Source organism: Nitrospira sp. M1, assembly GCF_965152605.1.
This window is the reverse complement of sequence record NZ_OZ224217.1, coordinates 2869176-2893181: the sequence shown is the minus strand read 5'-3', so window position 1 is coordinate 2893181 and position 24006 is coordinate 2869176. Positions and strand designations below refer to the sequence as shown.

Genomic DNA, 24006 nt, shown 5'->3' with positions numbered 1-24006 from the left:
TGAAGAAAACGTGCAATAATCTCATAAAATCGAATTTCATTGAGGCTTGATTATGTGCGGTATCATTGGATACATCGGAAAAGAAAAAGCAACACCGATTCTGATCGATGGGTTAAAGCGATTGGAATACCGCGGGTACGACTCTGCCGGGATTGCGCTTCTTCATAACGGAGAACTCGCCGTGAGACGGAGCGTTGGGAAGCTGGTGAATTTAGAGCAACTGGTTGAGCCGGAACATCTTAATGGATCGCTCGGGATTGGACATACCCGATGGGCGACGCATGGCAAGCCATCTGAACAAAATGCTCATCCGCACCGCTCAGGCAATCTCGTGCTGGTCCATAACGGAATTATCGAAAATTTTCTTTCCCTCAAACATCGTTTAGAGACCGAAGGGTATCGATTTTCCTCAGAAACCGATACGGAAGTCATCGCACATTTATTAGAGTCCTATATGAAGAAAGGGCTCTCATTGCAGGAAGCCTTGCAGGCAGCGGACTTGGACCTCCATGGCAGTTATGCCGTAGCCGTCATCTCTGTGTCAGAGCCTGATGTCATTGTGACGACTCGGTCTGGTTGCCCATTGGTAATCGGAAAGAACGGAAAAGGCTCATTCTTAGCCTCCGACGTGACTCCACTTCTTGCTCACACTCGGGACGTGGTGTTTTTAGAAGATGGCGACATTGGGATCTTAACGCCTTCCGATATTTCAGTGATTGGCGCAGATGCCAAGCCCGTCACTCGTACGAGTGTGACCATTGATTGGGATGCGGATGCGGCGGAAAAGGGTGGGTATCCTGATTTTATGTTGAAAGAGATCCATGAACAACCTCAAGTGATCATGGATACCCTGCGAGGTCGTTTTAATTATGAAACCGGAGAGGCCGATCTTCCTGATTTATCGATGACGGCACAAGAGTTGATTGACGCGCGTCGTATTTGGATTGTGGCATGTGGTACCTCGTGGCATTCTGGATTGGTTGGAAAGTATCTGTTTGAAGAAATGATCAGAAAGCCGGTTCAAGTCGACATTGGTTCAGAGTTTCGCTATCGGGAGCCTATGATTCAAAAAGACGATTTATTTATTGCGATCTCTCAATCCGGAGAAACCGCAGATACGTTAGCTGCTGCACGAGAGGCCAAAAAACGAGGAGCGCGTGTCTTATCTATTGTGAATGTGGTGGGTAGTACGCTGGCGCGAGAGTCAGATGGTATTATTTATACACGGTGTGGTCCTGAAATTAGTGTGGCTTCTACCAAAGCCTTTACGGGTCAGGTGATGGCGCTCTATTTACTTGCCCTTCACGTTGGCCGTGTGCGAGAAGTCTTGAGTGCGGAAGAAGGTCGTTGGTGGTTAGATCAATACACGGCCCTTCCCGGTCGGGTTGAGAGCGTGCTCAAGCAAGAAAAGGACATTTTGGCTATCGCACAGCAATATTTCACGAAGAGTAATTTTCTGTACCTAGGCCGTGGGATTAACTATCCGATTGCCCTCGAAGGAGCCTTGAAATTAAAAGAGATTTCCTATATCCATGCCGAAGGTTATGCGGCAGGAGAAATGAAGCACGGACCCATCGCCTTGGTTGATCAAGACATGCCAGTTGTGGTCCTTGCGCCTCGTGATCGATTGTATGAGAAGACAGTCAATAATCTGATGGAAGTTCGAGCCCGAAGCGCTCCGGTTATTGCGTTTGGATTCGAAGGCGATGAGGAGCTGAGTCGAGTGGCTGAAGTGGTGGTGCCAATATCTGAAGTCCATCCCTTGTTAACGCCGATTTTATTTGCCGTGGGTTTGCAATTGCTGGCCTATCATATTGCCGTATTGCGTGGGTTGGATGTTGATCGCCCTCGAAACTTAGCAAAGAGTGTGACGGTTGAGTAACCGCAACATGCTCTGCCTTTACACAGATATAGTATTGTTCCATACAGACGTGCTTGGTATCATTCTAAACACGAAGTCTAATTTTTCTCGCCTATCCTAAACTATTCGAACGATTTATCTGTATTTGTCCCAATTGACGTCTCTGGTTTTTCCAAAAACTCGTGTTTCAATAGTCGTGTGTGCTCAATGATGAGTTGAGTGCGCGTCGCTCGTCAGTCATGCGAATATAATCTGGAAGGTCATGAGCAGACAGATCTCATCAATCATCGTCACGGGAGGAGCAGGGTTCATTGGAGCCAATTTTGTGCGACTCTTGTTTTCACGATCTGCTGCTGACGTAGTGGTTATCGATAAATTGACGTATGCCGGGAATCGGTTAAACCTTCAAGGTCTGTTGCCCAATGAACGGATCACGTTTATCGAGGCCGATATTGCAGATCGGGAGACGATGCGTCAAGTTTTTGCTGAGCATAGCCCTGAAGCTCTCATTAATTTTGCCGCAGAGTCTCATGTCGATCGTTCAATTGATAGTCCCGTTGCCTTTCTTGAAACCAATACCGTTGGCACCTTTGTGTTGTTAGATGCGGCTCGACAGTACTGGATGGCCTTATCTGAAGACCAAAAGCGAGAGTTTCGATTTCTGCAGGTATCCACAGACGAAGTGTACGGAGCCCTAGGGGCTGAAGGCCTCTTTTCCGAGGAGACTCCCTATGCGCCCAACTCACCCTATGCGGCATCCAAAGCTGCGGCGGATCATTTTGTTCGAGCATATTTTCATACCTATACGTTACCGACAATCATAACGAATTGTTCCAACAACTATGGCCCATTTCAATTTCCTGAAAAGCTGATCCCACTCATGCTCCTCAATGCCTTAGAAGCGAAGCCGCTTCCTATCTATGGTGATGGTCAACATGTTCGTGATTGGTTACATGTCGAAGATCACTGTGAAGGGCTGTGGCGTGTGTTGACGCAAGGACAACCTGGGGTGAAATACAATATCGGAGGTCAGAACGAACGAACCAATATCGAGTTGATAAACGCACTGATACACATACTCGAAGAATTGGTTCCGGCGTCACAGAATCAGAGGCTTCTGGATCAATCGATGACCGCATATGATGAATTGAAATCCTTCGTGATTGATCGGCCTGGACATGATCGACGCTATGCCATTGATGCTTCGAAAATACAAACAGAACTTGGATGGACGCCAAAGTATGATTTCATGAGTGGCTTACGGCACACGGTGCAATGGTATCTTGATCACCAAGATTGGTGTCGGGCCGTACAGGCGGATAAGGGAACACGTGTACGGTTGGGGTTGCAAGCCCTTGTTCGTGACGTATGAAAGTCTGCGGAACGTGTTGATGCCAGTGAGTGATTACCCTCAATCGAGATATGGAGCGTGTGTGAGATGAAAGGGATTATCTTAGCGGGCGGAACCGGATCACGGCTGTATCCGTTGAGCTATGCCGTCAGCAAGCAATTGATGCCGGTGTATGACAAGCCCATGATTTATTACCCTTTGTCCACCTTGATGCTGGCTGGTATTCAAACCATCCTGCTCATTACCACACCGCATGAGCAAGACGGGTTCGTCAGACTGTTGGGTGACGGTAGTCATTTAGGCTTAGATATTCACTATGCCATTCAACCGAACCCTGGTGGGATTGCTCAGGCGTTTCTCATTGGTCGCGATTTCATCGGTGACGAGGCGGTCGCCTTGATTTTGGGGGACAATATTTTTTATGGGCACGGTTTGGCGAAGTATCTCCGTCAAGCCGTTGACCTACAATCCGGGGCAACGGTATTTGCGTACCAAGTGCGTGACCCTCAACGATACGGCGTGGTGAGTTTCGATCAACAAGGGAAGGCAACAAGTCTCAAGGAAAAGCCCGCGGCTCCAGCATCTTCGTATGCGGTGACTGGGCTCTATTTTTATGATAATCAGGTGGTTGAAATCGCGAATTCATTAAAGGCGTCTCCTCGAGGGGAACTTGAAATTACCGATGTCAATATCAAATATTTAGAGTCTGGACAGTTGCACGTCGTGCAATTGGGGCGTGGAATTGCGTGGCTCGACACGGGAACTCATGAATCGCTTTTACAGGCGGCGCATTACATTCAGGTCCTACAGGAACGGCAAGGCCTCATGGTCTCGTGTCCTGAAGAAATTGCCTATACGATGGGGTATATTAGTGAGCATGACGTCAAGCAACTTGCCGAGACGATGAAGGGCAATACCTACGGTCAATATCTGTTGTCTATCCTTGGACAACCTCTCAGGAATTGATGGTGAAGATTTCTCATACAGCATTGCCCGGTGTGGTAATTGTAGAGCCAGATGTCTATCAAGATGGGCGGGGGTTTTTTTTAGAAACCTACCATCGAGAAAAATATGTCAAGGCCGGACTTCCACAAACTTTTGTCCAGGATAATTACTCTCGTTCAGGTCGCAATGCACTCCGTGGGCTTCATGCGCAGATTCGCTATCCGCAGGGAAAGCTGATACGTGTGAGTCAAGGGACCGTCTTTGATGTGGCCGCGGATATCCGTCGTGGTTCTCCAACCTACGGACAATGGGTTGGCGCAACATTATCTGCCGAAAATTTTAAGCAAATTTATATTCCTCCTGGTTTTGCTCATGGATTTTGTGTGATGAGTGAAACTGCGGATGTGGAGTATAAATGTACGGAGTTGTATCACCCAGATGATGAAATTGTGATTTCTTGGAAAGATCCTGCGCTTCATATTACATGGCCAGTCTCAACACCAGTCATCTCCCAAAAAGATGCAGCTGCGTTGAGCCTAGAGGAAGAGCAAGAACGTTTACCGATCTATCAAGATACATACGTATGAATGTCGTTCTTGTCGGAGCCAATGGTCAGCTTGGTCATGCATTACAACAGTCATTGAACGGACATGACGTGCATGCGTATGGAAAAGACGCGTGGGATATTACCAACCGCGAGTGTACAAGAGAAAAGCTCGAATCGTTGACGCCAGATGTTGTGATTAATGCGGCAGCCTATACGAATGTGGATCAGGCTGAATCCGATCCGGATACGGCGTACCGTGTGAATGCCGACGGTCCACACAACCTAGCGTTAGTGACGAACACGCTGGGTATCCCGCTTGTCCATATTTCCACTGATTATGTATTTGATGGCACCCAGACGGAGCCCTATCACGAGTTTGATCGACCGAATCCTCTTTCAATGTACGGAAAAAGCAAATTAGCAGGAGAAGAACGTATCCGTATGACGGCGACGCGTCATTTCATTATTCGAACGGCCTGGCTCTATCATACGGTTGGAAAAAACTTTCCGAATACGATCTGCGCCCTTGCGCAAAAATCTCCAGTTCGTGTAGTCAATGACCAATTTGGTTCTCCTACCTATGCTCCTCACCTGGCTAAAGGTATCGAGCAATTGCTTGAGACATGTGCATATGGGACATACCATCTTGCGGGTTCAGGAGGAACGAGTTGGTTTGACTTTACTCAAGAGCTTTTTGTGCAGTTACACATTCTCGCGCCTGTCACGCCGGTATCAACGAAAGAATTTCCTCGACCGGCACCTCGACCGGCCAATGCCATATTGACCTCGATGCAAAATCCTTGCATACTTCTGCCGCCGTGGAAGCAAGGCGTTGCTGAGTTTGCTCTTCAGTATTCATCACAATCCTGCGAAACGTCTATGGGATAAGACTAGGTAATAAAAAAGTCTCCCTAGGGAAGGATGCTTCGTTTTGCAGAGTTTCCCTTCGCGTACACAAATCCCTTCCATTAATCACAGCATAGAGTAAGGAGTCACCGTGGGTTATGTAGAGGCTATTGTCTTGGCTGTCTTGCAGGGGTTAACCGAGTTCTTGCCGGTATCGTCGTCTGGTCATCTTGTGTTGGCGCAGTACTGGTTCGGGCACGTGGAGGAAACAAGCTTTTTGTTTGATATCATGCTGCACTGTGCAACGGTTGTGGCAATTCTCGTGTATTTTCGAAACGATTGGATTGTGTTGACACGAGGGTTGTTAGGCTATCAATCAGAATCTGATGATGCGAGTGTATTTACTGGAGCGGAGTGGCGGACCGTGCTAATGGTCGTTGTGGCGTCGATTCCAACAGCGATATTAGGATTAAGCATTCAGAAAATCGGGTTAGATCTATTCTCGCGTCCTGATATTGTCGGGGGGTTTTTGATCGTGACAGGAGTCGTGTTGTGGGTTGGCCGAGGTAAGTCGATTGGTCGTGGCATTCAGGACATGACCGTCGTTGATGCCCTCATTATCGGCTTGGTTCAAGGCATTGCTGTCTTGCCAGGTATTTCTCGCTCAGGCTCGACGATTGCGGGCGGCCTGCTCCTTGGGCTTGAGCGTGAACTCATTGTCAGATTTTCATTACTCATTTCTATTCCCGCAATTCTTGGAGCCATGCTGTTAGAAATGCTCAAGGTTATGAATAGCCTTGATGTGCTGACTGGTCCCTATCTCGCGGGGATGACCGTGGCAGCCTTAGTCGGGTATTGGTCTATTGGCATTATTCTACGCCTTGTGAAGCAAAACCATTTTCATTTATTTTCGTATTATCTTTGGCCAGTTGGTCTTGGCATTATTGTGTGGATGCATCTACTGTGACCGGTCATCATATCATGATGCGAATGTCACCAGAATGGAAATGTCTTTCCACCCGCATTGATGTGTTGTTCTGGAGCCTTATCCCTTAACGACTCGTCGCGCAACACCATGTTCGATGCCTGCCTTGGCCACAGCTTTGGCAATGTGGGAGACCACTTTTTTATTAAAGACACTGGGAATAATGTACTCTTCGTTGAGGGCGGAGGGAGGAACGAGATTCGCGAGAGCTTGAGCGGCCGCAAGGAGCATCGGTTCGTGAATCGTTTTGGCCTGAATATCTAACGCTCCACGAAAGATTCCTGGAAAGGCTAAGAGATTATTGCATTGGTTCGGATAATCGGACCGGCCGCTGGCATAGACGCGACAATACGGAACAGCATCTTGCGGTGAAATCTCAGGGTCGGGATTCGCCAGGGCAAACACGATAGGGTCTTTGGCCATCAGCGCCAAGTCTTCAGGTTTCAGGGCATGTTGGCTTGATAGGCCAATGACGACATGTGCCTCTTTCAAGGCATCTTGGAGGGATCCTGCCGGATGGTCATAGTGAATGAGTGTATGGAGATTGTGAACATGATCTTGAAGGACGTGAATCGGTTGATCAAGAACCAATCCGTTTTTATCACAGCCTTTGATCGCTGTGGCCCCAGCTTCTATTAGCAGTTTACAACAGGCGGTTCCAGCTGCACCGAGTCCCACGATCACAATGTTGATCTGATTGAGTTGCCGTTTCGTGACCTTCAGTGCATTGTATAATGCGGCAAGTACGACAACGGCTGTCCCGTGTTGATCGTCATGCATTACGGGGATATCTAATTGGTGGCGAAGGCGTTGTTCAATGTCAAAGCATCGAGGTGCACTGATATCTTCGAGATTAATGCCGCCAAATCCCGGAGCTATAGCTGTAATCGCTTGGACAATTTCATCAGGATCCTGCGTGTTGAGACAAATGGGCCACGCATCAATGTTGGCAAATTGATGCAGGAGCATCACCTTACCTTCCATGACGGGCATGGCAGCTTCCGGCCCAAGGTTTCCTAATCCGAGAATGGCTGATCCATCGGTGACGACGGCAATACTGTTGTGTTTACTCGTGAAGGTATAGGCTTTTTCTCGATCCTGCGCTATAGCTTTCACAACTCGACCCACGCCAGGCGTATAGACCATGGAGAGGGTGTTGCGAGTTTTAATGGGAAATTTGCTTTCGACTCGAATCTTTCCACCTAAATGCATCATGAAAATATTGTCAGATGCGGCGACGACCTTCACGTCTGACAATTCGCTCAAACGTTGAAGGATCTGGTCGCCGTGTTCCTCACTTTGGGCATCAAAGGTCACATCCCGAATCACTGTCGTTTTGGTTGCCGAAATGAGGTCGACGGCCCCAACGCTCGCCCCTTCTTCGGCCAGCGCTGTGGCTAATTGCGCGAAAACTCCAGGGCGTTGGGTGAGTTCTAAGCGGACGGCCATACGATAATTGGAATAGGGGCCACCATCTTCTGGGGACAGGCGTTGTCGTTTCTGGCGGGCGATGATTTTTGGCGTCATGGCTCGAAAATTCTGCGGAATTCTCCTCTCACTCGTGAGATTTAAGAAGGGAAGGCCATCTGCATACTTCATTATATGCTTTTCGGACAAAATCTGCTGTAAATAAAATCCTGATACGGATGGCCTTGAGACAAGGTGAGATAGTCGAGGGGGGCTTTGTCGTATGCGGTTTAACAAAATGGGTTACTGATCAATGGGAATAGTGATCACAATTCCTCCTAACACGCTGTTGAGCTTGAAATTACGCTTTGGGCTGAGCGGATGCAAATTGTGGCAGTCGATGCAGGCTTTTGTAACCGCTTTATCAGCAAAAATGGCCTGAAAATACTGTTTTTTTCCGCTGATAACCGTACCCATATATGGGGTGTCAGGATTCATCGTGACGGTTTCCAGCCCTTTACGTTCAAAGTCTGTTGCAGGGCCATTTCGGCGATAGATTGGCCAGAGACTGATTAAGCGATAACGTATCCCGCTTCCTTTTTCAGCGACGAGACGTCCCGCTCGTTGGAGAAACTGTGCTGGCAAGGGGAGGGCGTTTTGTTGTTCCCAGTGTTCAGCTGCGGCGACGATTCCCTTATCCTGCATTCGATTGACGACATGCGTGGTGTAGACGGTACGGTCGGCCTCGATAATCGAATGTGCATAGAGCGCCACTTGTTCTGGTGGAATTCCCGAATTAGCCGGTTTTTTTTCGCCAAATGAGCGTGGTGTCCAACTTGTGATGACAAGGCAGGCGCATAAAATTCCCATCCATCGTATATGTATGTCGAATCTGCTCACGATGCATCCTCCTGTTTCGTCTCTTGAGCCTGAAACGTAATGTGGCAGGTTGTGCCTTTGCCTTCCTCACTGTTTATCCGAATCTGCCCTCCGTACTTTTGGATGATTCGGCGGGCTATGGTGAGGCCAAGTCCTGCTCCTTTTCCCTGTTGCTTGGTGGTGAAAAAGGGGTCGAAAATTTTTGATAATTGCGTGCGCGACATTCCCTGCCCTGTATCCACAATAATGATATGCGTCATATTTTCTGAAAAGGAAGATGTGATGGTCAGTGTTCCTCCTTGCTCCATGGCCTGAATCGAGTTGGTGAGAATGTGTGTGAGAGCCTGAGCCAATTCTTGCGGAATGGCGTTAATCGGCGGAACAGGCTGATAGTTCGTCTGAATATCAATCGACGACGTGTCCTGCGATTGTGTCACGAGATCAATGGCACACGCTAATTGCTCATTCACGTCAACTTGAGAAAGGTGTTCCGTGAGTTGTGATGTCGCGAGTCCGGTGAAGTCTTTGATGATGGCGGCCATCCGTCGCCCATGGTTTACGATGTTCTGGGCATACTCTTTGATTTGATTGGGATTGTCTTCTTGTTGAATGGCTTCGCCAAGTCCAATGACACCGACAAGCGGATTGTTGAGTTCGTGTCCAATGCCGGCACTCAAGACGCCAAGACTGGCAAGTTTTTCTTCTTTGATCAAGCGATCCTGCAAATGGCTTTCTTTCGTCATATCTCGAAACACCAGTCCGACTCCTGGTGCATGACCAGGTCTCGCTTTCACGGTAAACCATTCATAGCGGTATGTTTGATTATGAAGATGAAACTCTTGTCCATTCGACGTCGAACTCCAATCCGATTGTTGTTGCAGCGGATCTCTGAGTGCGTGATGAGATCGGGGTTGAACTGATAATTGCGTGATGTCTTCACTCGATGTCGCGCAAATCGTTTGAAATTCTGTTTCGAGTTTCTTTGTGGTTGGCGTATCGGTTTTCAGAATATGAAAAAGGGATTCTCCTTCGACGTACCCATTATCGTTGAGGTGAAGGGCTTCCTTGGACGCACGGTTCATATATTGAATGTGTTGAGTTTGGTCGAGCATGATGACGGGGTCCGGGACGCTATCGAGAATCTGGGTTGTGGACTCTTGAAGGTATTGGACTTCTTGCGCTTTGAGTTCAACTTCACTTTCTAGCCCGGCAAACGTAGATGCTAATTGCCGGTTCATCCGATTGACCTCGTCGGCGAGTTCTTCAAGTTCATCGTTGGTCTTAATGTTGACAGGTTCTTGCAATTCGCCACGTCCAATGAGTTTTGCTGCCTCTTGTAATTGTCGGATGGGCGTGACAATGCGTCCAGCGGCAATGGCGCCGAGTGCTGCCAATAGGCACACGGACAACAGTCCAAAGACTGAGATCCAGGTGAAGAGGTGATCGATGGGAGCAAACAGTTCTTCAGATGATTGCCACACAAACATGTGCCATCCGACGTTTGTCGAGGCCTGTGTAATCACACTTGAAGTGGGCAGGGGAGCAAAGCCGATAATAGAAGCGCGATCTCCCCCATGTCCATCGCTTGGGGCCGCCGTCCAGCCTTTGTGCATTGGTGTGACTAAGGGAATGATCTGCGGGTCGCTCAGGCTTGTGCCTGTGGGAAGAATTGGGCAACTCAGAACCTTTCCGTGGCCGTCGATCAGCATGACATGACCGGTTTTGCCAAACCGGATCGTCTCAATCGATGGTCCGAAAAACTCCTTTGCATCATAGATGCGATGTAAGACGCCAATAACTTGGTAGCGAATGCTGTCCATAATCGGGAGTGAGAGGGTGAACGTGTACGCCTCCACCTTGTCATTGAACATGACGTTTCCGATGTAGGGTTGGCCGACTCCATTTTTGAACGCCCCTTTCCACCATGGTTCCTGCGCGTGGGCATAGGCGACGTTTGTATTCAATGTGGCAATGAGACGTCCGGCAACATCGGTAATGAAGAGGCCTCGAGTGGCGGATCGGGTGACGATAGGGATGGGGTGCCCTGGGTCGACATAGGATCCGCCATAGTAGTGCTGGAGCATGGTGACAAGATCGTTGTGTGTGAGGCGTTCAATGAGCTGAGGGTTTTCTGTGGTCCAGGCTTGGCTTTCTTCGGTGATGATGGCTTGCAACTCATCATCGCTATAGGTTGTGAGCTGATCTCGATGGGTTTCCAATGTTTTGATGATGGAAACATCAGTGACGATTTCTGTGTTGTGCGCAATTTCATCACTCAGGATCAGGTCAATTTTTCTTGCCGTTTCTGAAGCTAAGGCTTGAAAGCTTGTCCCACTGACTTCTCGTATTTCTTTTGTTCCTTGCAGGAATGCCATAACAAGGCCAATAGTCAACGGGAGAGCACCAACGAGGAGCATCGAGAGGATGAGCTTGCGTTTCAGGCCTCGCTTCACCTTGATCGGCGTTTCTTGTGTGTGGTGTCTGGAGTCCATGAACGCACTACCCTGATGATGGTGAAGAGGCATGAGCGATTTCAATCGTAAAGGTTGTACCTTTGCCGACTTCGCTTTGGACCAAAAGCTTGCCATTATATTTTTTGATCATGGCTTTCACGGTATGGAGGCCTAAGCCTGTGCCTTGTCCCTTCGGCTTCGTGGTAAAGAATGGTTCAAAAATTTTGTCCAAGTTTTCTTTGGCAATCCCACAGCCGGTATCGGAAATTGCAATTTTCCCAAATCCGTTTTCCTGCCACGTGGCGAGTGTTAACGTCCCTTTGCCTTCCATCGCATGAATGGCATTGGTAATAAGATTCACCAAGACTTGAAACAGTTCGTCGGGATTGGCGAGGACTTCAAGCTGCTCTTGATAATTTTTGATAATGGATAGATCCTGAAGAATCGTGGCAAATTGAGCAATTTTCACGGCCTCGTCTATTGTTGAGTTGACTGCAACTGGTATTGCATCACCAGGTTTGGCTGCCCTGGCGTATTGTGTAATGTTTTGACAGATACTCTGTATGCGTTTTCCTGCCTCAATAATGCTTCGGGCTTGTGTGTGAATCGTGTCAAGATTGGTTTCTTCTAATATGTTTTCTGAAAAAGCCAAGAGAATATACAGTGGATTGTTGATGTCGTGCGCAATGCCCGAGGCAAAGGTCCCCATGCCGGCGAGTTTTTCTGCTTGAAACAATTGCGACTGCATGTGCGATGTGTGCTTGACGAGATCCCACAAGACTTTCGACGCGGCCCCTCCTAACACTTCTGTCTCGGGATGTTTGTGTGTGGCCAGCAACTGTTCGATAGCAGGGTCTCCGGTGACATTGACAATGAGATTGATTCCTTCCTGGCGAATCAGTTGTAAGGGGTCCTGGGTGGTGGGAATGTGACGTCGGGTCGCGTATTCGAGTGCAGGGGCTGAAGCGTCTCGATCTGCAATGCCCACGACAGTCACTCTTGGAAGATTGGTCAATAGTTCAAGTAGGGCAGATCCGCCTTTTCCAGCACCGAGAATAACAATCGTTGTCTGATCTTGGATGTTCATAATGGAGAAGTCCTTGAGACGTGCCTATGTAATTCAGGTCGCATGTAGAAGCTCGAAGGAGAACGCGCAATGAATCAAAGGGGCGCTTGAAGAGTTGACGATCGCAACTCATTTCAGGCTACAGCTCTCCCTTACCGCAGGGAGAGCTGTGAGATCCTGAAGTGAGGACAGGGACAACGAAGGCAGGAGAAGCTTGTGAGTTGATCACTCATGCTTACTCCGCTTGTACGTGCCAATCATACGGGGTCTTCACGATTAGAACCCGCGAAGTTCACGTTGTCCCATTGCTTGAGTCACGGCCGCTCGTAGTTTTTCGGCCTCAACAGGTTTCACGAGGTAGTCGACTATGCCATGTTTTAACAGAGATGTTGCCATATCCATGTCGGGAAATCCGGTTAAAACGATCAGCGGGACGCTGGGCCATTCCTGTTTGTAATAGTTGATGACGTCAATCCCATTTTTATTCGGCATGCGAATATCCGTGATGATGACATCTAGCACGATAGGATTTTCGCCTTTTTTAATTTCTTCGATCGCTTTCTCGCCATCTTCAGCCTCAAGTACATGGTAGCCGGCCTTCTCCAAGGTCATGCGAACGACCTTTCGAACATCTGGTTCATCATCGACGATAAGGACGAGTCCTTCTGAAGGTTGTCCGCTGAACATGTAGGCTGATTTGGGTTGAGACATTGTTGACCTCCTTAATGAATGATGGACAGACTATTCTGCCTAGGTACCTTGATGATCACTCTCCGCTGCAAGGTTGTCACTTGTATCGGTGGCATATTTCGACAAAGCCCGAACGCACAAAAGCCCTTCGAGCACATCTATGCCGAAGGGCTTGGGGTTGATGCATGTTCCTGAAGATCGTCATCTCCGATTCTCCGTGAACCAGCTTGAGAACACTATCAATTAAATGCCGATCCGTTAACAAAGTCAAGAATATGTTATCGAGATGTACTATTTATTGGGAAGATGGGTCGCCGCTGATATGCGTCACTCGCTGGAAGTGTGAACTGGACTCCTTCACCGCACCTACTGGTCATGCGCTAGAAGGTCAAACGTTATGGCGGGATGAGTCTGCTTGGTTCCACACGGCCATTGCCGCCTGCATTGATTCTCCCATTGGACGTTGTCCATACTCTCTGGTCAGTAGGTGTTCGAGAGCCGACAAAAGGAGGAGAACATATTCTTGACGAGAGGATTCGCCCATGAGTCCAATGCGCCAAACTTTTCCAGCCAATGGGCCAAGTCCGCCGCCCACCTCAATGTGAAATTCTTGGAGGAGCGCTTGTCGTACTGTGTGATCGTCAATGAAGGAGGGCAGTTGTACGCAGAGCAAGGTGGTGAGTTGATAGGGTGAAGGCGGCAACAGTTCAAATCCGAGTGTCCTGAGTCCAGCCATGAGTGCGAGGCTATTGTGTTGATGACGTGCAATCCGGGTTTTGAGACCTTCTTCTTGAATCAAACGGAGAGACTCGCGAAGCGCATAGGCCATAGAGATTGGTGCGGTGTGATGATAGGTACGTTTGGACTCACTCCAGTAATCGGCGATCAGCGAGCTGTCCAAATACCAACTGGTGCAGGTTGATTGACGCTGCCGAATGCACTGTAGCGCGTTGTCACTAAACGTAATCGGCGCGACCCCCGGTGGGCAACTCAGGCATTTTTGCGTTGCGCTATAACATGCATCGATGTGCCAGGCGTCAACATTGACGTCCATTCCCCCGAGCGATGTGACGGTATCGACAATATACAATGCCTCATGTTGTTGACATAACTGGCCGATGTGTTCGAGAGGTTGATGTGTGCCTGTTGACGTTTCAGCATGAACAATGGCTACGGCTTTAATGTGGCTCGTTGCCTTTAAATGGTGTTCGATATGTTCGGGATTGAGCGGTTGTCCCCACGGCGCTTCAACACGAATCGCCTGTCCGCCACATCGTTCGACCATAGAGGCCAGTCGAGTTCCAAAAATCCCATTCACTCCGACAATGACTGAATCGCCAGGTTCCACCAGATTGACGATTGCCGCTTCCATGGCTGCCGATCCTGTTCCTGAAATTGGAATGGTTAACGCGTTGCATGTGCGAAAGAGCCATCGCAGGGCTTGTTGAATGTCATCCATGATTGCAAGAAAGGCAGGGTCCAAGTGGCCAACCAAAGGGGTGCCCATGGCTTGTAGAACTCGTGGGTGAACCATGCTGGGTCCTGGTCCAAGAAGGATACGGTGGGGTGGGGTGAGTGCTGAAAGAGGTTGCATCGGAATACTGCGAAAATAGGCACTCCGATTGTATCTGATTTGGAATGTTGGACGCTATAGCAAATCCAAATACGTTCCAAAGAAGAAAATGCAACTATAGCGAATCCTCATACATTTCAGTTGAGCCACCCTGAGTTCCCCTGCAGAATTAAGGACTTCAAGATATCGAAGTTCATGGAATTGGCTATAGCTTAGCGCAGTACAACGTGAATATGAGGAAGGTTATGCCCGCCTGGATGACCTACAGACGATTGACGGTTCAATAACGAAAGGGCAATCAGTATTCAATGGGGTGACCCGTAGATTCGGCATAACTGAAACGGCTATAGGCTATCAGGAAAAAGACAAATGAAGGAATCGAAATATGGAAATGTTTCTGTGTACGTCATGTCCGTGCTTTCCCTTGAGCGCTCCGTGGTATATTGCCGCGCAATTGAACCTGAAGGTGTGTGTCTCTAGTGTAGCGCACTACTATGTATTGGTAGAAAGGCCCGTGGATTTTGGAACCTGAACCGTACATCCAAGTACAAGACGCGGGTGATCCTGGGGACATCATGGCAGATCAGGGAGGAAATCCGTCTGTAGGGTTTTCGTTTGCCTGGACTCTTGTGTGTACGTTGGTGTTTCTTGGAGGTATGGGTTTGTTGGTATGGTCATATGGCTCGCTGACATCGTTGGAGCGTGTTGAGAATCCCGAACGGGCCTTAGAACATATCGTGAGTCGATCCATGTCCCTCGAATCATCGCTGAAGCAGGTGTCGCCTTGGGAACAATCCGTGTACCGGGTGCTCAATGGAGAAGACGAAACCGTGAAGCCGCTTGTTCGATGGTACACCGAGTTGACGCATGAATCAGATGATCCAGTAAACGCACTTTATGCTGGGGTCCTGGAGGCTGAGGCCGGGCATTCTGAGCGAATGAAAACACGGGTGGAAGCATGGGATGTCGAAGATGAACGGTGGCAACTCTTTCGGGATATGCTAGAAACCGCGTATGGCGGTAAAGCGCATAACCCTGAAAACATTCACCGGCTGCAAGCACGACTCGCCGAAGAAGTTCCCGATAATTGGTTCTACCGTCGATTGGCGCTTCACCTTGCCACGCGAGCGCACGACACAGCGTTTGTTCGCATGACGCAAGATCACCTTCAGAGTCGACAGAGTCAACTCGTTTGGCGCAATCGTCTCTTAATCTTTGTCGAGGTTGGCGGAGCGTTTGTGAGTCTGATGGCCTTACTGATCGTTCTCTGGATTCGCTATCGCAAGGGTGAAGATGGGCTGGTAGTCGGGCATGCAGCGTTGCCACCACCGTGGAAGGGTGGTGATGGTTTTGCTGTGCTTATGCGAGGTGCGGCTGTGACGTTTCTGTTCCTGGCTGGGCTGGGAGCACTCTTAGGGGCATACTTTAGTTTCCTGAATGGCGGAGTCAATGAGAAAGTCATAGAACTGATAAGCACGGTCATTCTGTATGTGCCGATTCCTTGGTTGTTGTATTACTATCTCCTGCGACCCAAGGGCTATTCGCTGCGCCACGTGTTTGGCTGTCAACTCCGTCAAGGAAAAGTCGGAGTGTTATCTCTCACAGTCTTGTCCTTGTTCGCCTGCGGGTTGTTTGGAGATGTGGTGGTCAGTTTCGCTGGTGATGTCGTCGGACGGTCAACGCATTGGACCGAATGGTTTCAAGATAGCTTGGTGTGGGGGGATGGTATCGATCTGTTTATTCTATTTGTAGAAGTTGTCGTATTAGCTCCGATTTTTGAGGAAATAATATTTCGAGGTATTGTGTATGCCAGTTTGCGGCGACGATTTGGCTGGACACTCTCGGCGGTATTGAGCGCGGCTATTTTTGCAATCGTGCACGGATATGGCATTGTCGGTCTGTTAGCTGTGGGGTGGAGCGGGTTCCTTTGGGCCTGGGCCTATGAAAAAACCGGAAGCCTGTTGCCGGGCATCGCGGCACATGCTTTGAATAATTTTGTCTTTATGGCCAGTCTCCTCGTGGTGTTTCGATGAAAAAAAGAAAAGTGAAAAATATAAAATGTATCGGAAAAGAACTTTCTCTTGTCTCTCGTCTCTCGTCTTATTTTCCACTTTTCATTGTACATTTTTCAATTCTGTCAAGTGCTTCATACAAGTCAGGATGTAAGAATGATGCATACAGTGTGCTCCTGAGCTTTGCAATATTCAAACGTTTTCCTGGATTTTTGGGTGGCAACAATGGTGGAAGTCTCAGGCCCCACCGTTTCGAAGCGACTTCAAAGATATCAGACCATCGTCGGGATATACCGTCGCTCACGATATAATGTTCTCCATCTTGAGCCTTTTCGAGTGCCGTCAAGCAGATGGCGGCCACATCTTCAATGTGAATGAGATTCACGTATTTATTGGTGTTGTTCACCTTTCCCTTTCGCATCCAATCAAGAACGTGTCGACCCGGTCCATAGAGTCCCGCGAGTCGTAACACAACCGCGCCATAGGTTTCACGAAAATATTCTTCGCTCTGTACACGCGGAATGGAATAGTCGAGAGGCGCGTGTTCATCAATCGGAGATGGTTGTCCCGACCCATAGGCTGATGTGCTGCCCAGCATCATCAACCGTCCCCGGTCCTCAAAATGCTGTTCGATAAAATTTACTGCAGCGTCTTGAGGGAGAGCAGGGAAACACCAAATCACATGTGCGTTCTTGGGAATGTTTCCCCATGTTTCGGGGGCCGTTAGGTCAAAGATTATCTGGTCGTTTTCTGGAACGAGTGGAAGGTGAGTTATGGGATTTCGGCTGGTGGCATATGTCCGCCAGCCGTGAGTTTTTGCGAGCGGGTAGAGAAATGTCCCTGTATATCCTGCACCAAGGATGACAAGAGGGCGAGATTGAAGTTCAGTCTTACTCACAAGAATTGTTGTGCCGGAGAAGTCTTTTGTCTCTCGTTAGTCCAATGAGCCGTTCAATGGTGTTCAGGGGCTTTTGCGAGATATGAGAAACGAACAACGAGATACGAATGCCAGGATCGATGAACGACATGTCACGAACGGCCAGCAACGTCGATTGATCATTGTTCTTGACGATCTGCCATGTATTGGCTTGCGTAGTGAATGTAGTTTTGGGCGGATTCCTTAATCCATGCTAACTCCGAATCCGAGAGTTGGCGTTTGACGCGGCCTGGACTACCTAAGACGAGGCTATTCGCGGGAATATGGGTGTGTTCGGTAATCAAGGCTCCCGCTCCGATCACGCAATCTTCTTCGATGATGACCCCGTCCATGATGACTGCGCCCATGCCAACTAAGACACGGTTCTTGATCGTGCAGCCATGGAGGACCACATGATGTCCGATCGTAATGTCATCGCCCAACAGAAGGGGGTACGTGTCGTGCGTCACATGAAGAAGTGAGAGGTCTTGAACATTGGTACGATGACCAATGCGAATAGAATTCACGTCTCCTCGGATTACGGCATTGAACCAAACGCTTGCCTCTGGGCCAATTTCGACATCACCAATAATCGCGGCGGTTTCTTCGACAAACGCACTACTGGCAATCGTTGGCATCACTCCACGAAACGCTCGAATCATTCTTCTCTATCTCCAAATTGCAATGAGTATGTTTATGTCAATATCGTAACAAACGATAACTACCGGACCAGTACCGCAGCAATGACGAGGACGGTGAGCGCGGAGATCACCGCGACATACACCGTCACGCTTCGATCGCTGAGCCAAGCGGTTTGCCAGTCTTCAGGATACAGAGCTTTTCCAACAGAATAGAGGCCTTCGTCGTACAGGCCTAATATTTTCTCCATTTCTATTAAGGTCTTTTTCGCAATACGATGGCGGTCTCGTTGTTGAAGAATCAGGTAGACAAAGATCGCAGAGAAGAGTGCGACGCCAGTGATGGCGAAAAGTTGCGTCGTTCCGTTTGTGCCATGAGTTGGCGAGATCGCCATAATGGTGACGAGCAACAGCACCAGAAAGGCGCTGGCAAAGGCCGTGAGGCGCATCATCTGTTCACGCCGACGGAACACTTCTTCTTTGTACCATGGGTAGAGAACCCGCAGGATTTCTAGTTGTTCCTCACGTAAATCTGTGTCAACCGGCATGATCGTCCCATGTGAAAAAACCATGTGATAGGTTCTGTCGGTTTTCCATATTCATGAAAATGGCGATTAGTCTGGCAAATGTTGAATCATCCAGTTCGCAAGGCATGTCGTCATTATACGAAAATCATCAGGTTTGCCGAAATGATGATTGGCGCCTGGAAGGAGACGGAGTTCTGTTTCTCCTGACAACGAGTGTTTCAGGCGTGTTATTTGATGAATCGGTACCAATTCGTCACCATCGCCATGGACGATGATGGTTGGTGTGGTGACAGCTTGTGCCGCGGTGTACGTATCATAGGTCAGGCAGTTTTCATAAAATGCATAGCGTAATTCGATTGGTTTTTCCGAGCCTGTCACGTCTGGGATCTCACCGGTATTCTGCCAGCGGTTCATTGCCTCTTGTCCAAATTCTACCCGAAGCATTTCTGGAAAGTCAGGGACCGGGCATTTGAGGCCGAGAGCTGCCAGGTTGGAGTCACGAGCGGCAATTAATGTCGCGATGAGACCACCATAGCTCGACCCGACAAGTCCTACGCGAGAATAGTCACGGGAACGGACAAAGGATAAGGCATGTTCTAAGGCATCACAGCAAATATCGACGGTAAGGTCCGCGAACCTGCCGTCGGATTCTCCCATTCCAAACCAATCAAAGGCAAAGGTACTTATGCCACGTTCAGTGAGCAATTCAGTCAATCGTCGATTGGTGTTGCTCTGTTTATTGGAAAGAAAGCCATGGCAGAGCACGACAATTTGGTCGGTCCTTGGTGAGGGTTTGGCCAGAATGCCAGAGACTGCTTGTCCGTGTGAGTCTTGAAATGACAGAGTCTTGTGATGAGTCGTCATTGCTTGATGCCGTTTCTCGTGTGTGTCGATTGGATCTGTGTGTCGTCGCGTTACATGAATTCTACGATTCAGAAAAACGCACGGAATGTATGTAGATTCACCTTTACCCTGCAAGACCGATCCGGTGCCTGTCAAGCCTCAAATTTCAGCGGTCCTAGGAAGGGCCGATTGCGTGATGTTTGATATGCAGAAGGAGAGTGGACTTTCGGATAGAGGTCTTGTCCTCACGAATTCGTATGCACTGTATGCTTATTTGTTCAGCATTTGTTCCTTTTGATTTACAGGATATGAAATTTCTATACTGCGCTCTAGATTTTCTTTACCTTTTTATCTAATGGGGGACTCATGACTACAGTACTTCAAAAAACGGGTATCGTGCTCCTCGGTCTTGGCTTGTGTCTTTCCAATGCATGGAATGTCCAGGCCGATGAGGGAGGCACAAGTCATAGGCGTGCGGCCTCGCAGAGTGCTAGTGGAATTGAGCCAGATGTCCTGCAGCAGCGGTTCCAAGATTTAACGACGTATGAACAACTCAAAAAAACACTCTTACGCATTCAACGGGTTGCCCGGAACAAAGTTGTCGTGGGTCCATTGATTCGTAATCATGATAATCAAGGTATCATCGATATCGATAGCGACTTAGCCGCCGAGCCTTGGATGCAACCGCATGTGTGCGGCATTGATCACCCGAATCCCACGGTCAGAGAGGCGGTGCTCTGCACGATCAATGATGGTGGACGTGGGAATCAAAATCCAGTGGCTGTTGGATTTTCCACGCAAGGTCGTGAGCTCTGGGCTGCACGTCTCGGCAATCCTTATGGCATGAAAGTGATGGTCATCACGCAACAACATGGGAACGAAGTCCGGTCAACCGAGGCCGCGCTACGTTTCATCCGGTATCTTGCACATGCCAGGAATTCTCAGGCTCAGAAGATCCTGAAAAACGTCAATCTTCTCATTCTGGTGCGGGCCAATCCCGACGGAGGTGAGCCGTCGTCTGATTGTTTTATCGGCACGCCGTTCGGTTCCGTGATTACGGAAAATTGTGCCTTGACGCGAACCAATGTCGACCCGCAGGCCGGTGGTGGCTATAGTGAGGATTCCGAGGAAGGTTTTTTGGGAACGGTCGGCGTCGGGTATAATTTGAATCGATACCATTTTGTCGATTTGAAACATCCCATTCGACCGCAAGAAGCCCAAGCCATGGTTGCCGTCGGCTTAGCCTGGCGCCCTGAGGTGATGCTTGATCTCCATGGAGATATCAATAAAACGTCTTGTGTGATTGATCCGACGAGCATTATGCCAGGTACACTTGTTGGAGGACTGCCCAGTGCACAATGCCAAGATGGAAGTCCACAGTCACCAGTCGTGTTTAGCCCGTTGGTGACCACACTGAATGAAGATGCCGGGATTCAACAACGTCGTTCACGAACCCTTGCTGCCCGGGTTAGCAAGAAAATTCAACGGCTCGGGTTTGGTGTCGTGAATCGATTTGCCCAAATTCAAACAGGAGCAGGAACCATCAATGACGGCAGCTCCGCAGCTTACGCAAAATTGGGTGCCATTGCAGGAGGGTGGGAAAGTCAGAACTTCACCAATGCGGTAAGCCTGTCGATTCAACGAGTCGTCAATGGGATGCCCGTTCCTGGCCTGACCCCCGAATGGTTTCGTGGAGATCGAGCTTTCGCATTCATCAATACGTTCATGAATGTCGTGGCGTTTCAAGAAGTCCTGTTGACCGTGAGTGCATGGCGTTCCCAGGAGCCTGCCGGCGAAGAAGGGTATTGCGATCTTCCGTTAACGACGGCGATTAATGTCGCATTTCCTGAAGACGTGTTTGGACCTGTTCCGGGCTATGGCCCATTTTTGATGCCGCTCATTGGCGAGCTTCGTCAGGTGCTCGATAGTTGTCCCGAGTAGTGTTTTCAAGCAGGCAAGAGACGTTTGAGGAATTTGGCGGGAATATGTGTAGGATAGCCCCTATAGATATTCGATCGAATTCATTGATAGAAAATTGTTGATGCTGAGCAAGGAGATCGATGACGAGGCTGAAGCCGCCATCCCCAAAACCTGGCGGGACTATCTCGCCCCAGTCACTGTGTTAATTTTCCCAGCCGTTGCCATACTGGTGTGGTTTGCAGGAATACCGTGGCTGCAGTCATTGGGGTTGATGGCGACGTATACCGTCGTCTGGTATCTCAGTCTGACCGCACTTTCGGTCTTTTTTACCGTCTGGGCATTTCAATATCTTGATGAATGGGCGACTGGCCCTCGAAACAAAAGAGTTCAAGCCAAAAAAATTGAATTGGAGTTACTTCGGAAAAAAGAGATTGACGGAAATTAATGATTCTAGATGAGCATGGAATGTGAAGTCTTACATAAAGAATTTATTTGCAAAAAGAAAAGCGTTGTTCACGATGTTCCTGATAATGTTTAGCCGTTGCCGCTCTGTGTATTACATTAAGGCCCGCGTGTTGTATCCAGAACTCGCACCGCATTCGGAATAGCTTAGACGTTAGCCCTAAGGACTACAACTCAGTAATGGTTGCAAGGCAGGAAGTCGCTTAACTGGGTTGTCACGAAATGCTTGACCACTTCCAAGTAAATATTTCTCAGCTATCTCTCGTATGACATGCTTCGATGCCTTGGTGTGGCGAGAGTTTCCCTCCGGCTAGGGTATATTTCGCATGGCAAGCTTGGTAAAATTCAGTTACCTGATTATTGTAAGAAAATGTGGGTATTGAACGGAAGTATTTGGGAGAAATATTTATGGCTACCGCAAAAGAATCAGCACGCGAAGTGCTCGAACACGTATCAGATAAGGCCACGTGGAATGATATTATGTATGAACTATATATAAAGCAAAAGTTAGAAGCCGGCTTCGCTGATATTGAGGCAGGGCGAACGATTCCCCACGATCAGGTAAAGACCGACCTGCTAAGCAATGGACATTGAGTGGTCGTTGCAAGCAAAGACAGACCTTCAAAGTCTCCACACTTACATCTCCAAAGATTCCCCGTTTTATGCCAGGCAATTCGTTGAACGCATTTTAGTAGCCGTAGAGAAGCTACAGCTTCATCCAAAGATAGGTCGTATGGTTCCAGAGGCTGCTAGAGAAAATGTGAGAGAGTGTATCTTTCACCGAGAGTCTCACTACCTCTTGTCGTCACTTTTATACTGACACAGTAAAGTTCCGCCCTAGAAGTGTTGAAAATTTCTAGAGCGGCTATAGGTTTCCCACATTTTTCGTGCTCATTTCATTGACCGAACACGCGTAGCCGCGTACACTATGCAGGATGTTGTATCGAGATAGAATCACAATAGAATCAGGAAAGCGTGGAGGGAAACCGTGTATTCGAGGTCTTCGAATTACGGTCTACGATGTTTTGGAGTACCTGGCAGGAGGAATGACCGAACAACAGATCTTGAATGATTTTCCAGACCTCGAATTGGAAGATATTCGAGCTTGTCTGGCTTTTGCCGCAGACCGGGAACGAAAATTGGCATCGGTACCCCCTGAGTGAAACTGCCTTTCGACGAAAATCTGTCACCTCTTCTTGTTCCTATCCTTTCCTCACTCTTTCCTGAATCGACTCATGTTCGATATGTTGGTCTTGCTTCTGCAGACGATGACAGCATTTGGACATATGCTGGCAACCACGATTTCATGATTGTGTCCAAAGATTCCGACTTTCATCAGCGAAGTTTTGTGAAAGGCTCACCGCCGAAAGTCATCTGGTTACGTTGTGGAAATCGTGGAACCGAGGAAATCGCAAACATTCTCAGGCGGTATCATGCAGAACTCGAGCAATGTGCAATTGACCCCGCCCCAGCTTTCATTGAAATCGGCTAGCTAGCACATCAAAATAAGTTCAGATAGAGCACCTCACTCATTGGAGTCTTGACGCGTGGTTGGTCTTGACAATAGTACTAATTAGGATTATATTGATTAGAATCAAAAATGGCAAAGTGAAGAGGAGAAAGCATGCCCATTACAGACTATCGGAGGGACCCTTTTCTGTCGTTGCTCAGGCCGTTAGTCGAGGCGTATCTGGCCTTTTTTCGCACTGGGACGCGGCACATCGAATCCATGGGATTGACATCAGCACAGTTTGATGTGATTGCCGAACTAGGCGGCACCGATGGTCTGACTTGTACGGAACTTGGTGACGGGACGCTGATTACCAAAGGAACATTAACGGGTGTCCTTGATCGATTGGAGACCAAAGGGTTATTGAGGAGAGAATCGGTCAAAGGCGACCGGCGAGCTAGCAATATTCGGTTAACAGCAAAGGGAGAGGCACTCTATAAAAAAACTTTTCCGGCACATGCTGAATTTCTTAAGCCTTTCTTTGAAAAGGCTTTGACAAAAGAAGAAGTGAAGCAGATGAAGATATTATTGAAACGACTTCGGGACAGTTTTGAAGATACGTAGGCGTGCGCTAA

General features: G+C 48.6%; 24 protein-coding genes. 14 read left to right on the top strand and 10 right to left on the bottom strand.

The window, feature by feature from the left end:
• Positions 1–52 precede the first annotated feature (52 nt).
• The 6 genes from glmS (at position 53) to ACWHX8_RS13185 (ending at position 6517) form a co-directional block, all read left to right on the top strand.
• Entirely contained in the window at positions 53–1882 is a 1830-nt protein-coding gene (glmS, locus tag ACWHX8_RS13210; RefSeq protein ID WP_447968594.1) for a glutamine--fructose-6-phosphate transaminase (isomerizing), read from the top strand.
• Between the two features lie 241 nt (positions 1883–2123).
• The gene (gene rfbB, locus ACWHX8_RS13205) at positions 2124–3233 is read left to right on the top strand and encodes a dTDP-glucose 4,6-dehydratase (protein ID WP_447968593.1); all 1110 of its coding nucleotides are present in this window, start codon (positions 2124–2126) and stop codon (positions 3231–3233) included.
• Positions 3234–3299: 66 nt separating this feature from the next.
• Complete coding sequence (gene rfbA, locus ACWHX8_RS13200) at positions 3300–4178, top strand: glucose-1-phosphate thymidylyltransferase RfbA (protein ID WP_447968592.1); 879 nt, start codon at positions 3300–3302, stop codon at positions 4176–4178.
• A 2-nt stretch (positions 4179–4180) separates the two neighbouring features.
• The gene (rfbC, locus tag ACWHX8_RS13195; RefSeq protein WP_447971912.1) at positions 4181–4744 is read left to right on the top strand and encodes a dTDP-4-dehydrorhamnose 3,5-epimerase; all 564 of its coding nucleotides are present in this window, start codon (positions 4181–4183) and stop codon (positions 4742–4744) included.
• A complete protein-coding gene (rfbD, locus tag ACWHX8_RS13190) occupies positions 4741–5592 on the top strand; it encodes a dTDP-4-dehydrorhamnose reductase (RefSeq protein ID WP_447968591.1) in 852 nt (283 codons plus the stop codon). The genes rfbC and rfbD overlap by 4 nt, the downstream gene beginning before the upstream one ends.
• 109 nt (positions 5593–5701) lie before the next feature.
• Positions 5702–6517, top strand: coding sequence for an undecaprenyl-diphosphate phosphatase (locus ACWHX8_RS13185; RefSeq protein WP_447968590.1), 816 nt, complete (start codon positions 5702–5704; stop codon positions 6515–6517).
• 78 nt (positions 6518–6595) lie between these two features.
• On the opposite strand, the gene ACWHX8_RS13180 is transcribed toward ACWHX8_RS13185, so the two are convergent.
• The 6 genes from ACWHX8_RS13180 to ACWHX8_RS13155 form a co-directional block, all read right to left on the bottom strand.
• Positions 6596–7984, bottom strand: coding sequence for a malic enzyme-like NAD(P)-binding protein (locus ACWHX8_RS13180; protein WP_447971911.1), 1389 nt, complete (start codon positions 7982–7984; stop codon positions 6596–6598).
• Positions 7985–8245: 261 nt separating this feature from the next.
• On the bottom strand, positions 8246–8842 hold the full coding sequence (locus tag ACWHX8_RS13175; RefSeq protein ID WP_447968589.1) for a Tll0287-like domain-containing protein: 597 nt from the start codon (positions 8840–8842) through the stop codon (positions 8246–8248).
• Complete coding sequence (locus ACWHX8_RS13170) at positions 8839–11313, bottom strand: ATP-binding protein (RefSeq protein WP_447968588.1); 2475 nt, start codon at positions 11311–11313, stop codon at positions 8839–8841. Before ACWHX8_RS13170 ends, ACWHX8_RS13175 begins: the two co-directional genes overlap by 4 nt.
• Positions 11314–11320: 7 nt before the next feature.
• The gene (locus ACWHX8_RS13165; RefSeq protein WP_447968587.1) at positions 11321–12361 is read right to left on the bottom strand and encodes a sensor histidine kinase; all 1041 of its coding nucleotides are present in this window, start codon (positions 12359–12361) and stop codon (positions 11321–11323) included.
• A gap of 255 nt (positions 12362–12616) precedes the next feature.
• Complete coding sequence (locus ACWHX8_RS13160) at positions 12617–13051, bottom strand: response regulator (RefSeq protein ID WP_447968586.1); 435 nt, start codon at positions 13049–13051, stop codon at positions 12617–12619.
• A 367-nt stretch (positions 13052–13418) separates the two neighbouring features.
• Positions 13419–14564 (bottom strand): pyridoxal-phosphate-dependent aminotransferase family protein, encoded by a 1146-nt coding sequence (locus tag ACWHX8_RS13155; RefSeq protein ID WP_447968585.1) that lies wholly within the window; start codon positions 14562–14564, stop codon positions 13419–13421.
• Positions 14565–15178: 614 nt separating this feature from the next.
• Between ACWHX8_RS13155 and ACWHX8_RS13150 the strand changes: the two genes are divergently transcribed.
• Positions 15179–16636, top strand: a complete 1458-nt coding sequence (locus ACWHX8_RS13150) for a CPBP family intramembrane glutamic endopeptidase (RefSeq protein ID WP_447968584.1) — start codon at positions 15179–15181, stop codon at positions 16634–16636.
• 67 nt (positions 16637–16703) lie between these two features.
• Here the strand turns inward: ACWHX8_RS13150 and ACWHX8_RS13145 are convergent, their stop codons facing one another.
• The 4 genes from ACWHX8_RS13145 to ACWHX8_RS13130 all read right to left on the bottom strand — a co-directional run bounded on the left by ACWHX8_RS13145 (position 16704) and on the right by ACWHX8_RS13130 (position 19560).
• Positions 16704–17513, bottom strand: coding sequence for an NAD-dependent epimerase/dehydratase family protein (locus ACWHX8_RS13145; protein ID WP_447968583.1), 810 nt, complete (start codon positions 17511–17513; stop codon positions 16704–16706).
• Between the two features lie 158 nt (positions 17514–17671).
• Positions 17672–18193, bottom strand: coding sequence for a gamma carbonic anhydrase family protein (locus tag ACWHX8_RS13140; RefSeq protein ID WP_447968582.1), 522 nt, complete (start codon positions 18191–18193; stop codon positions 17672–17674).
• Positions 18194–18252: 59 nt separating this feature from the next.
• Positions 18253–18717 carry a hypothetical protein gene (locus tag ACWHX8_RS13135; protein ID WP_447968581.1) on the bottom strand — a complete coding sequence of 155 codons (465 nt, stop codon included), beginning with the start codon at positions 18715–18717 and terminating at the stop codon, positions 18253–18255.
• Between the two features lie 66 nt (positions 18718–18783).
• Positions 18784–19560 (bottom strand): alpha/beta hydrolase family protein, encoded by a 777-nt coding sequence (locus ACWHX8_RS13130; RefSeq protein WP_447968580.1) that lies wholly within the window; start codon positions 19558–19560, stop codon positions 18784–18786.
• 345 nt (positions 19561–19905) lie between these two features.
• Here ACWHX8_RS13130 and ACWHX8_RS13125 point away from each other — a divergent pair, with 345 nt between their 5' ends.
• The 7 genes from ACWHX8_RS13125 (at position 19906) to ACWHX8_RS13095 (ending at position 23995) form a co-directional block, all read left to right on the top strand.
• Positions 19906–21480, top strand: a complete 1575-nt coding sequence (locus ACWHX8_RS13125; RefSeq protein WP_447968579.1) for a M14 family zinc carboxypeptidase — start codon at positions 19906–19908, stop codon at positions 21478–21480.
• A 100-nt stretch (positions 21481–21580) separates the two neighbouring features.
• Positions 21581–21904, top strand: coding sequence for a hypothetical protein (locus ACWHX8_RS13120; protein WP_447968578.1), 324 nt, complete (start codon positions 21581–21583; stop codon positions 21902–21904).
• A 425-nt stretch (positions 21905–22329) separates the two neighbouring features.
• Positions 22330–22515, top strand: coding sequence for a hypothetical protein (locus tag ACWHX8_RS13115; protein WP_447968577.1), 186 nt, complete (start codon positions 22330–22332; stop codon positions 22513–22515).
• Complete coding sequence (locus ACWHX8_RS13110) at positions 22505–22741, top strand: type II toxin-antitoxin system RelE/ParE family toxin (protein ID WP_447968576.1); 237 nt, start codon at positions 22505–22507, stop codon at positions 22739–22741. Before ACWHX8_RS13115 ends, ACWHX8_RS13110 begins: the two co-directional genes overlap by 11 nt.
• Before the next feature lie 115 nt (positions 22742–22856).
• Entirely contained in the window at positions 22857–23084 is a 228-nt protein-coding gene (locus ACWHX8_RS13105; RefSeq protein WP_447968575.1) for a DUF433 domain-containing protein, read from the top strand.
• Positions 23081–23413, top strand: coding sequence for a DUF5615 family PIN-like protein (locus tag ACWHX8_RS13100; RefSeq protein ID WP_447968574.1), 333 nt, complete (start codon positions 23081–23083; stop codon positions 23411–23413). The genes ACWHX8_RS13105 and ACWHX8_RS13100 overlap by 4 nt, the downstream gene beginning before the upstream one ends.
• Before the next feature lie 132 nt (positions 23414–23545).
• A complete protein-coding gene (locus ACWHX8_RS13095) occupies positions 23546–23995 on the top strand; it encodes a MarR family winged helix-turn-helix transcriptional regulator (protein ID WP_447968573.1) in 450 nt (149 codons plus the stop codon).
• Positions 23996–24006: the final 11 nt, after the last annotated feature.

What these genes read in the sequence shown, in the direction of transcription:
- ACWHX8_RS13160 (WP_447968586.1), bottom strand. Translation starts at nt 13,051, where the DNA reads ATGTCTCAACCCAAATCAGCCTACATGTTCAGCGGACAACCTTCAGAA.
- ACWHX8_RS13180 (WP_447971911.1), bottom strand. Translation starts at nt 7,984, where the DNA reads ATGGCCGTCCGCTTAGAACTCACCCAACGCCCTGGAGTTTTCGCGCAA.
- ACWHX8_RS13135 (WP_447968581.1), bottom strand. Translation starts at nt 18,717, where the DNA reads ATGCCGGTTGACACAGATTTACGTGAGGAACAACTAGAAATCCTGCGG.
- ACWHX8_RS13170 (WP_447968588.1), bottom strand. Translation starts at nt 11,313, where the DNA reads ATGGACTCCAGACACCACACACAAGAAACGCCGATCAAGGTGAAGCGA.
- ACWHX8_RS13105 (WP_447968575.1), top strand. Translation starts at nt 22,857, where the DNA reads ATGTTGTATCGAGATAGAATCACAATAGAATCAGGAAAGCGTGGAGGG.
- ACWHX8_RS13110 (WP_447968576.1), top strand. Translation starts at nt 22,505, where the DNA reads ATGGACATTGAGTGGTCGTTGCAAGCAAAGACAGACCTTCAAAGTCTC.
- ACWHX8_RS13120 (WP_447968578.1), top strand. Translation starts at nt 21,581, where the DNA reads ATGCTGAGCAAGGAGATCGATGACGAGGCTGAAGCCGCCATCCCCAAA.
- glmS (WP_447968594.1), top strand. Translation starts at nt 53, where the DNA reads ATGTGCGGTATCATTGGATACATCGGAAAAGAAAAAGCAACACCGATT.
- ACWHX8_RS13115 (WP_447968577.1), top strand. Translation starts at nt 22,330, where the DNA reads ATGGCTACCGCAAAAGAATCAGCACGCGAAGTGCTCGAACACGTATCA.
- ACWHX8_RS13155 (WP_447968585.1), bottom strand. Translation starts at nt 14,564, where the DNA reads ATGGTTCACCCACGAGTTCTACAAGCCATGGGCACCCCTTTGGTTGGC.
- ACWHX8_RS13095 (WP_447968573.1), top strand. Translation starts at nt 23,546, where the DNA reads ATGCCCATTACAGACTATCGGAGGGACCCTTTTCTGTCGTTGCTCAGG.
- rfbA (WP_447968592.1), top strand. Translation starts at nt 3,300, where the DNA reads ATGAAAGGGATTATCTTAGCGGGCGGAACCGGATCACGGCTGTATCCG.
- ACWHX8_RS13140 (WP_447968582.1), bottom strand. Translation starts at nt 18,193, where the DNA reads ATGATTCGAGCGTTTCGTGGAGTGATGCCAACGATTGCCAGTAGTGCG.
- ACWHX8_RS13150 (WP_447968584.1), top strand. Translation starts at nt 15,179, where the DNA reads ATGGCAGATCAGGGAGGAAATCCGTCTGTAGGGTTTTCGTTTGCCTGG.
- ACWHX8_RS13165 (WP_447968587.1), bottom strand. Translation starts at nt 12,361, where the DNA reads ATGAACATCCAAGATCAGACAACGATTGTTATTCTCGGTGCTGGAAAA.
- ACWHX8_RS13130 (WP_447968580.1), bottom strand. Translation starts at nt 19,560, where the DNA reads ATGACGACTCATCACAAGACTCTGTCATTTCAAGACTCACACGGACAA.
- ACWHX8_RS13125 (WP_447968579.1), top strand. Translation starts at nt 19,906, where the DNA reads ATGACTACAGTACTTCAAAAAACGGGTATCGTGCTCCTCGGTCTTGGC.
- rfbD (WP_447968591.1), top strand. Translation starts at nt 4,741, where the DNA reads ATGAATGTCGTTCTTGTCGGAGCCAATGGTCAGCTTGGTCATGCATTA.
- rfbB (WP_447968593.1), top strand. Translation starts at nt 2,124, where the DNA reads ATGAGCAGACAGATCTCATCAATCATCGTCACGGGAGGAGCAGGGTTC.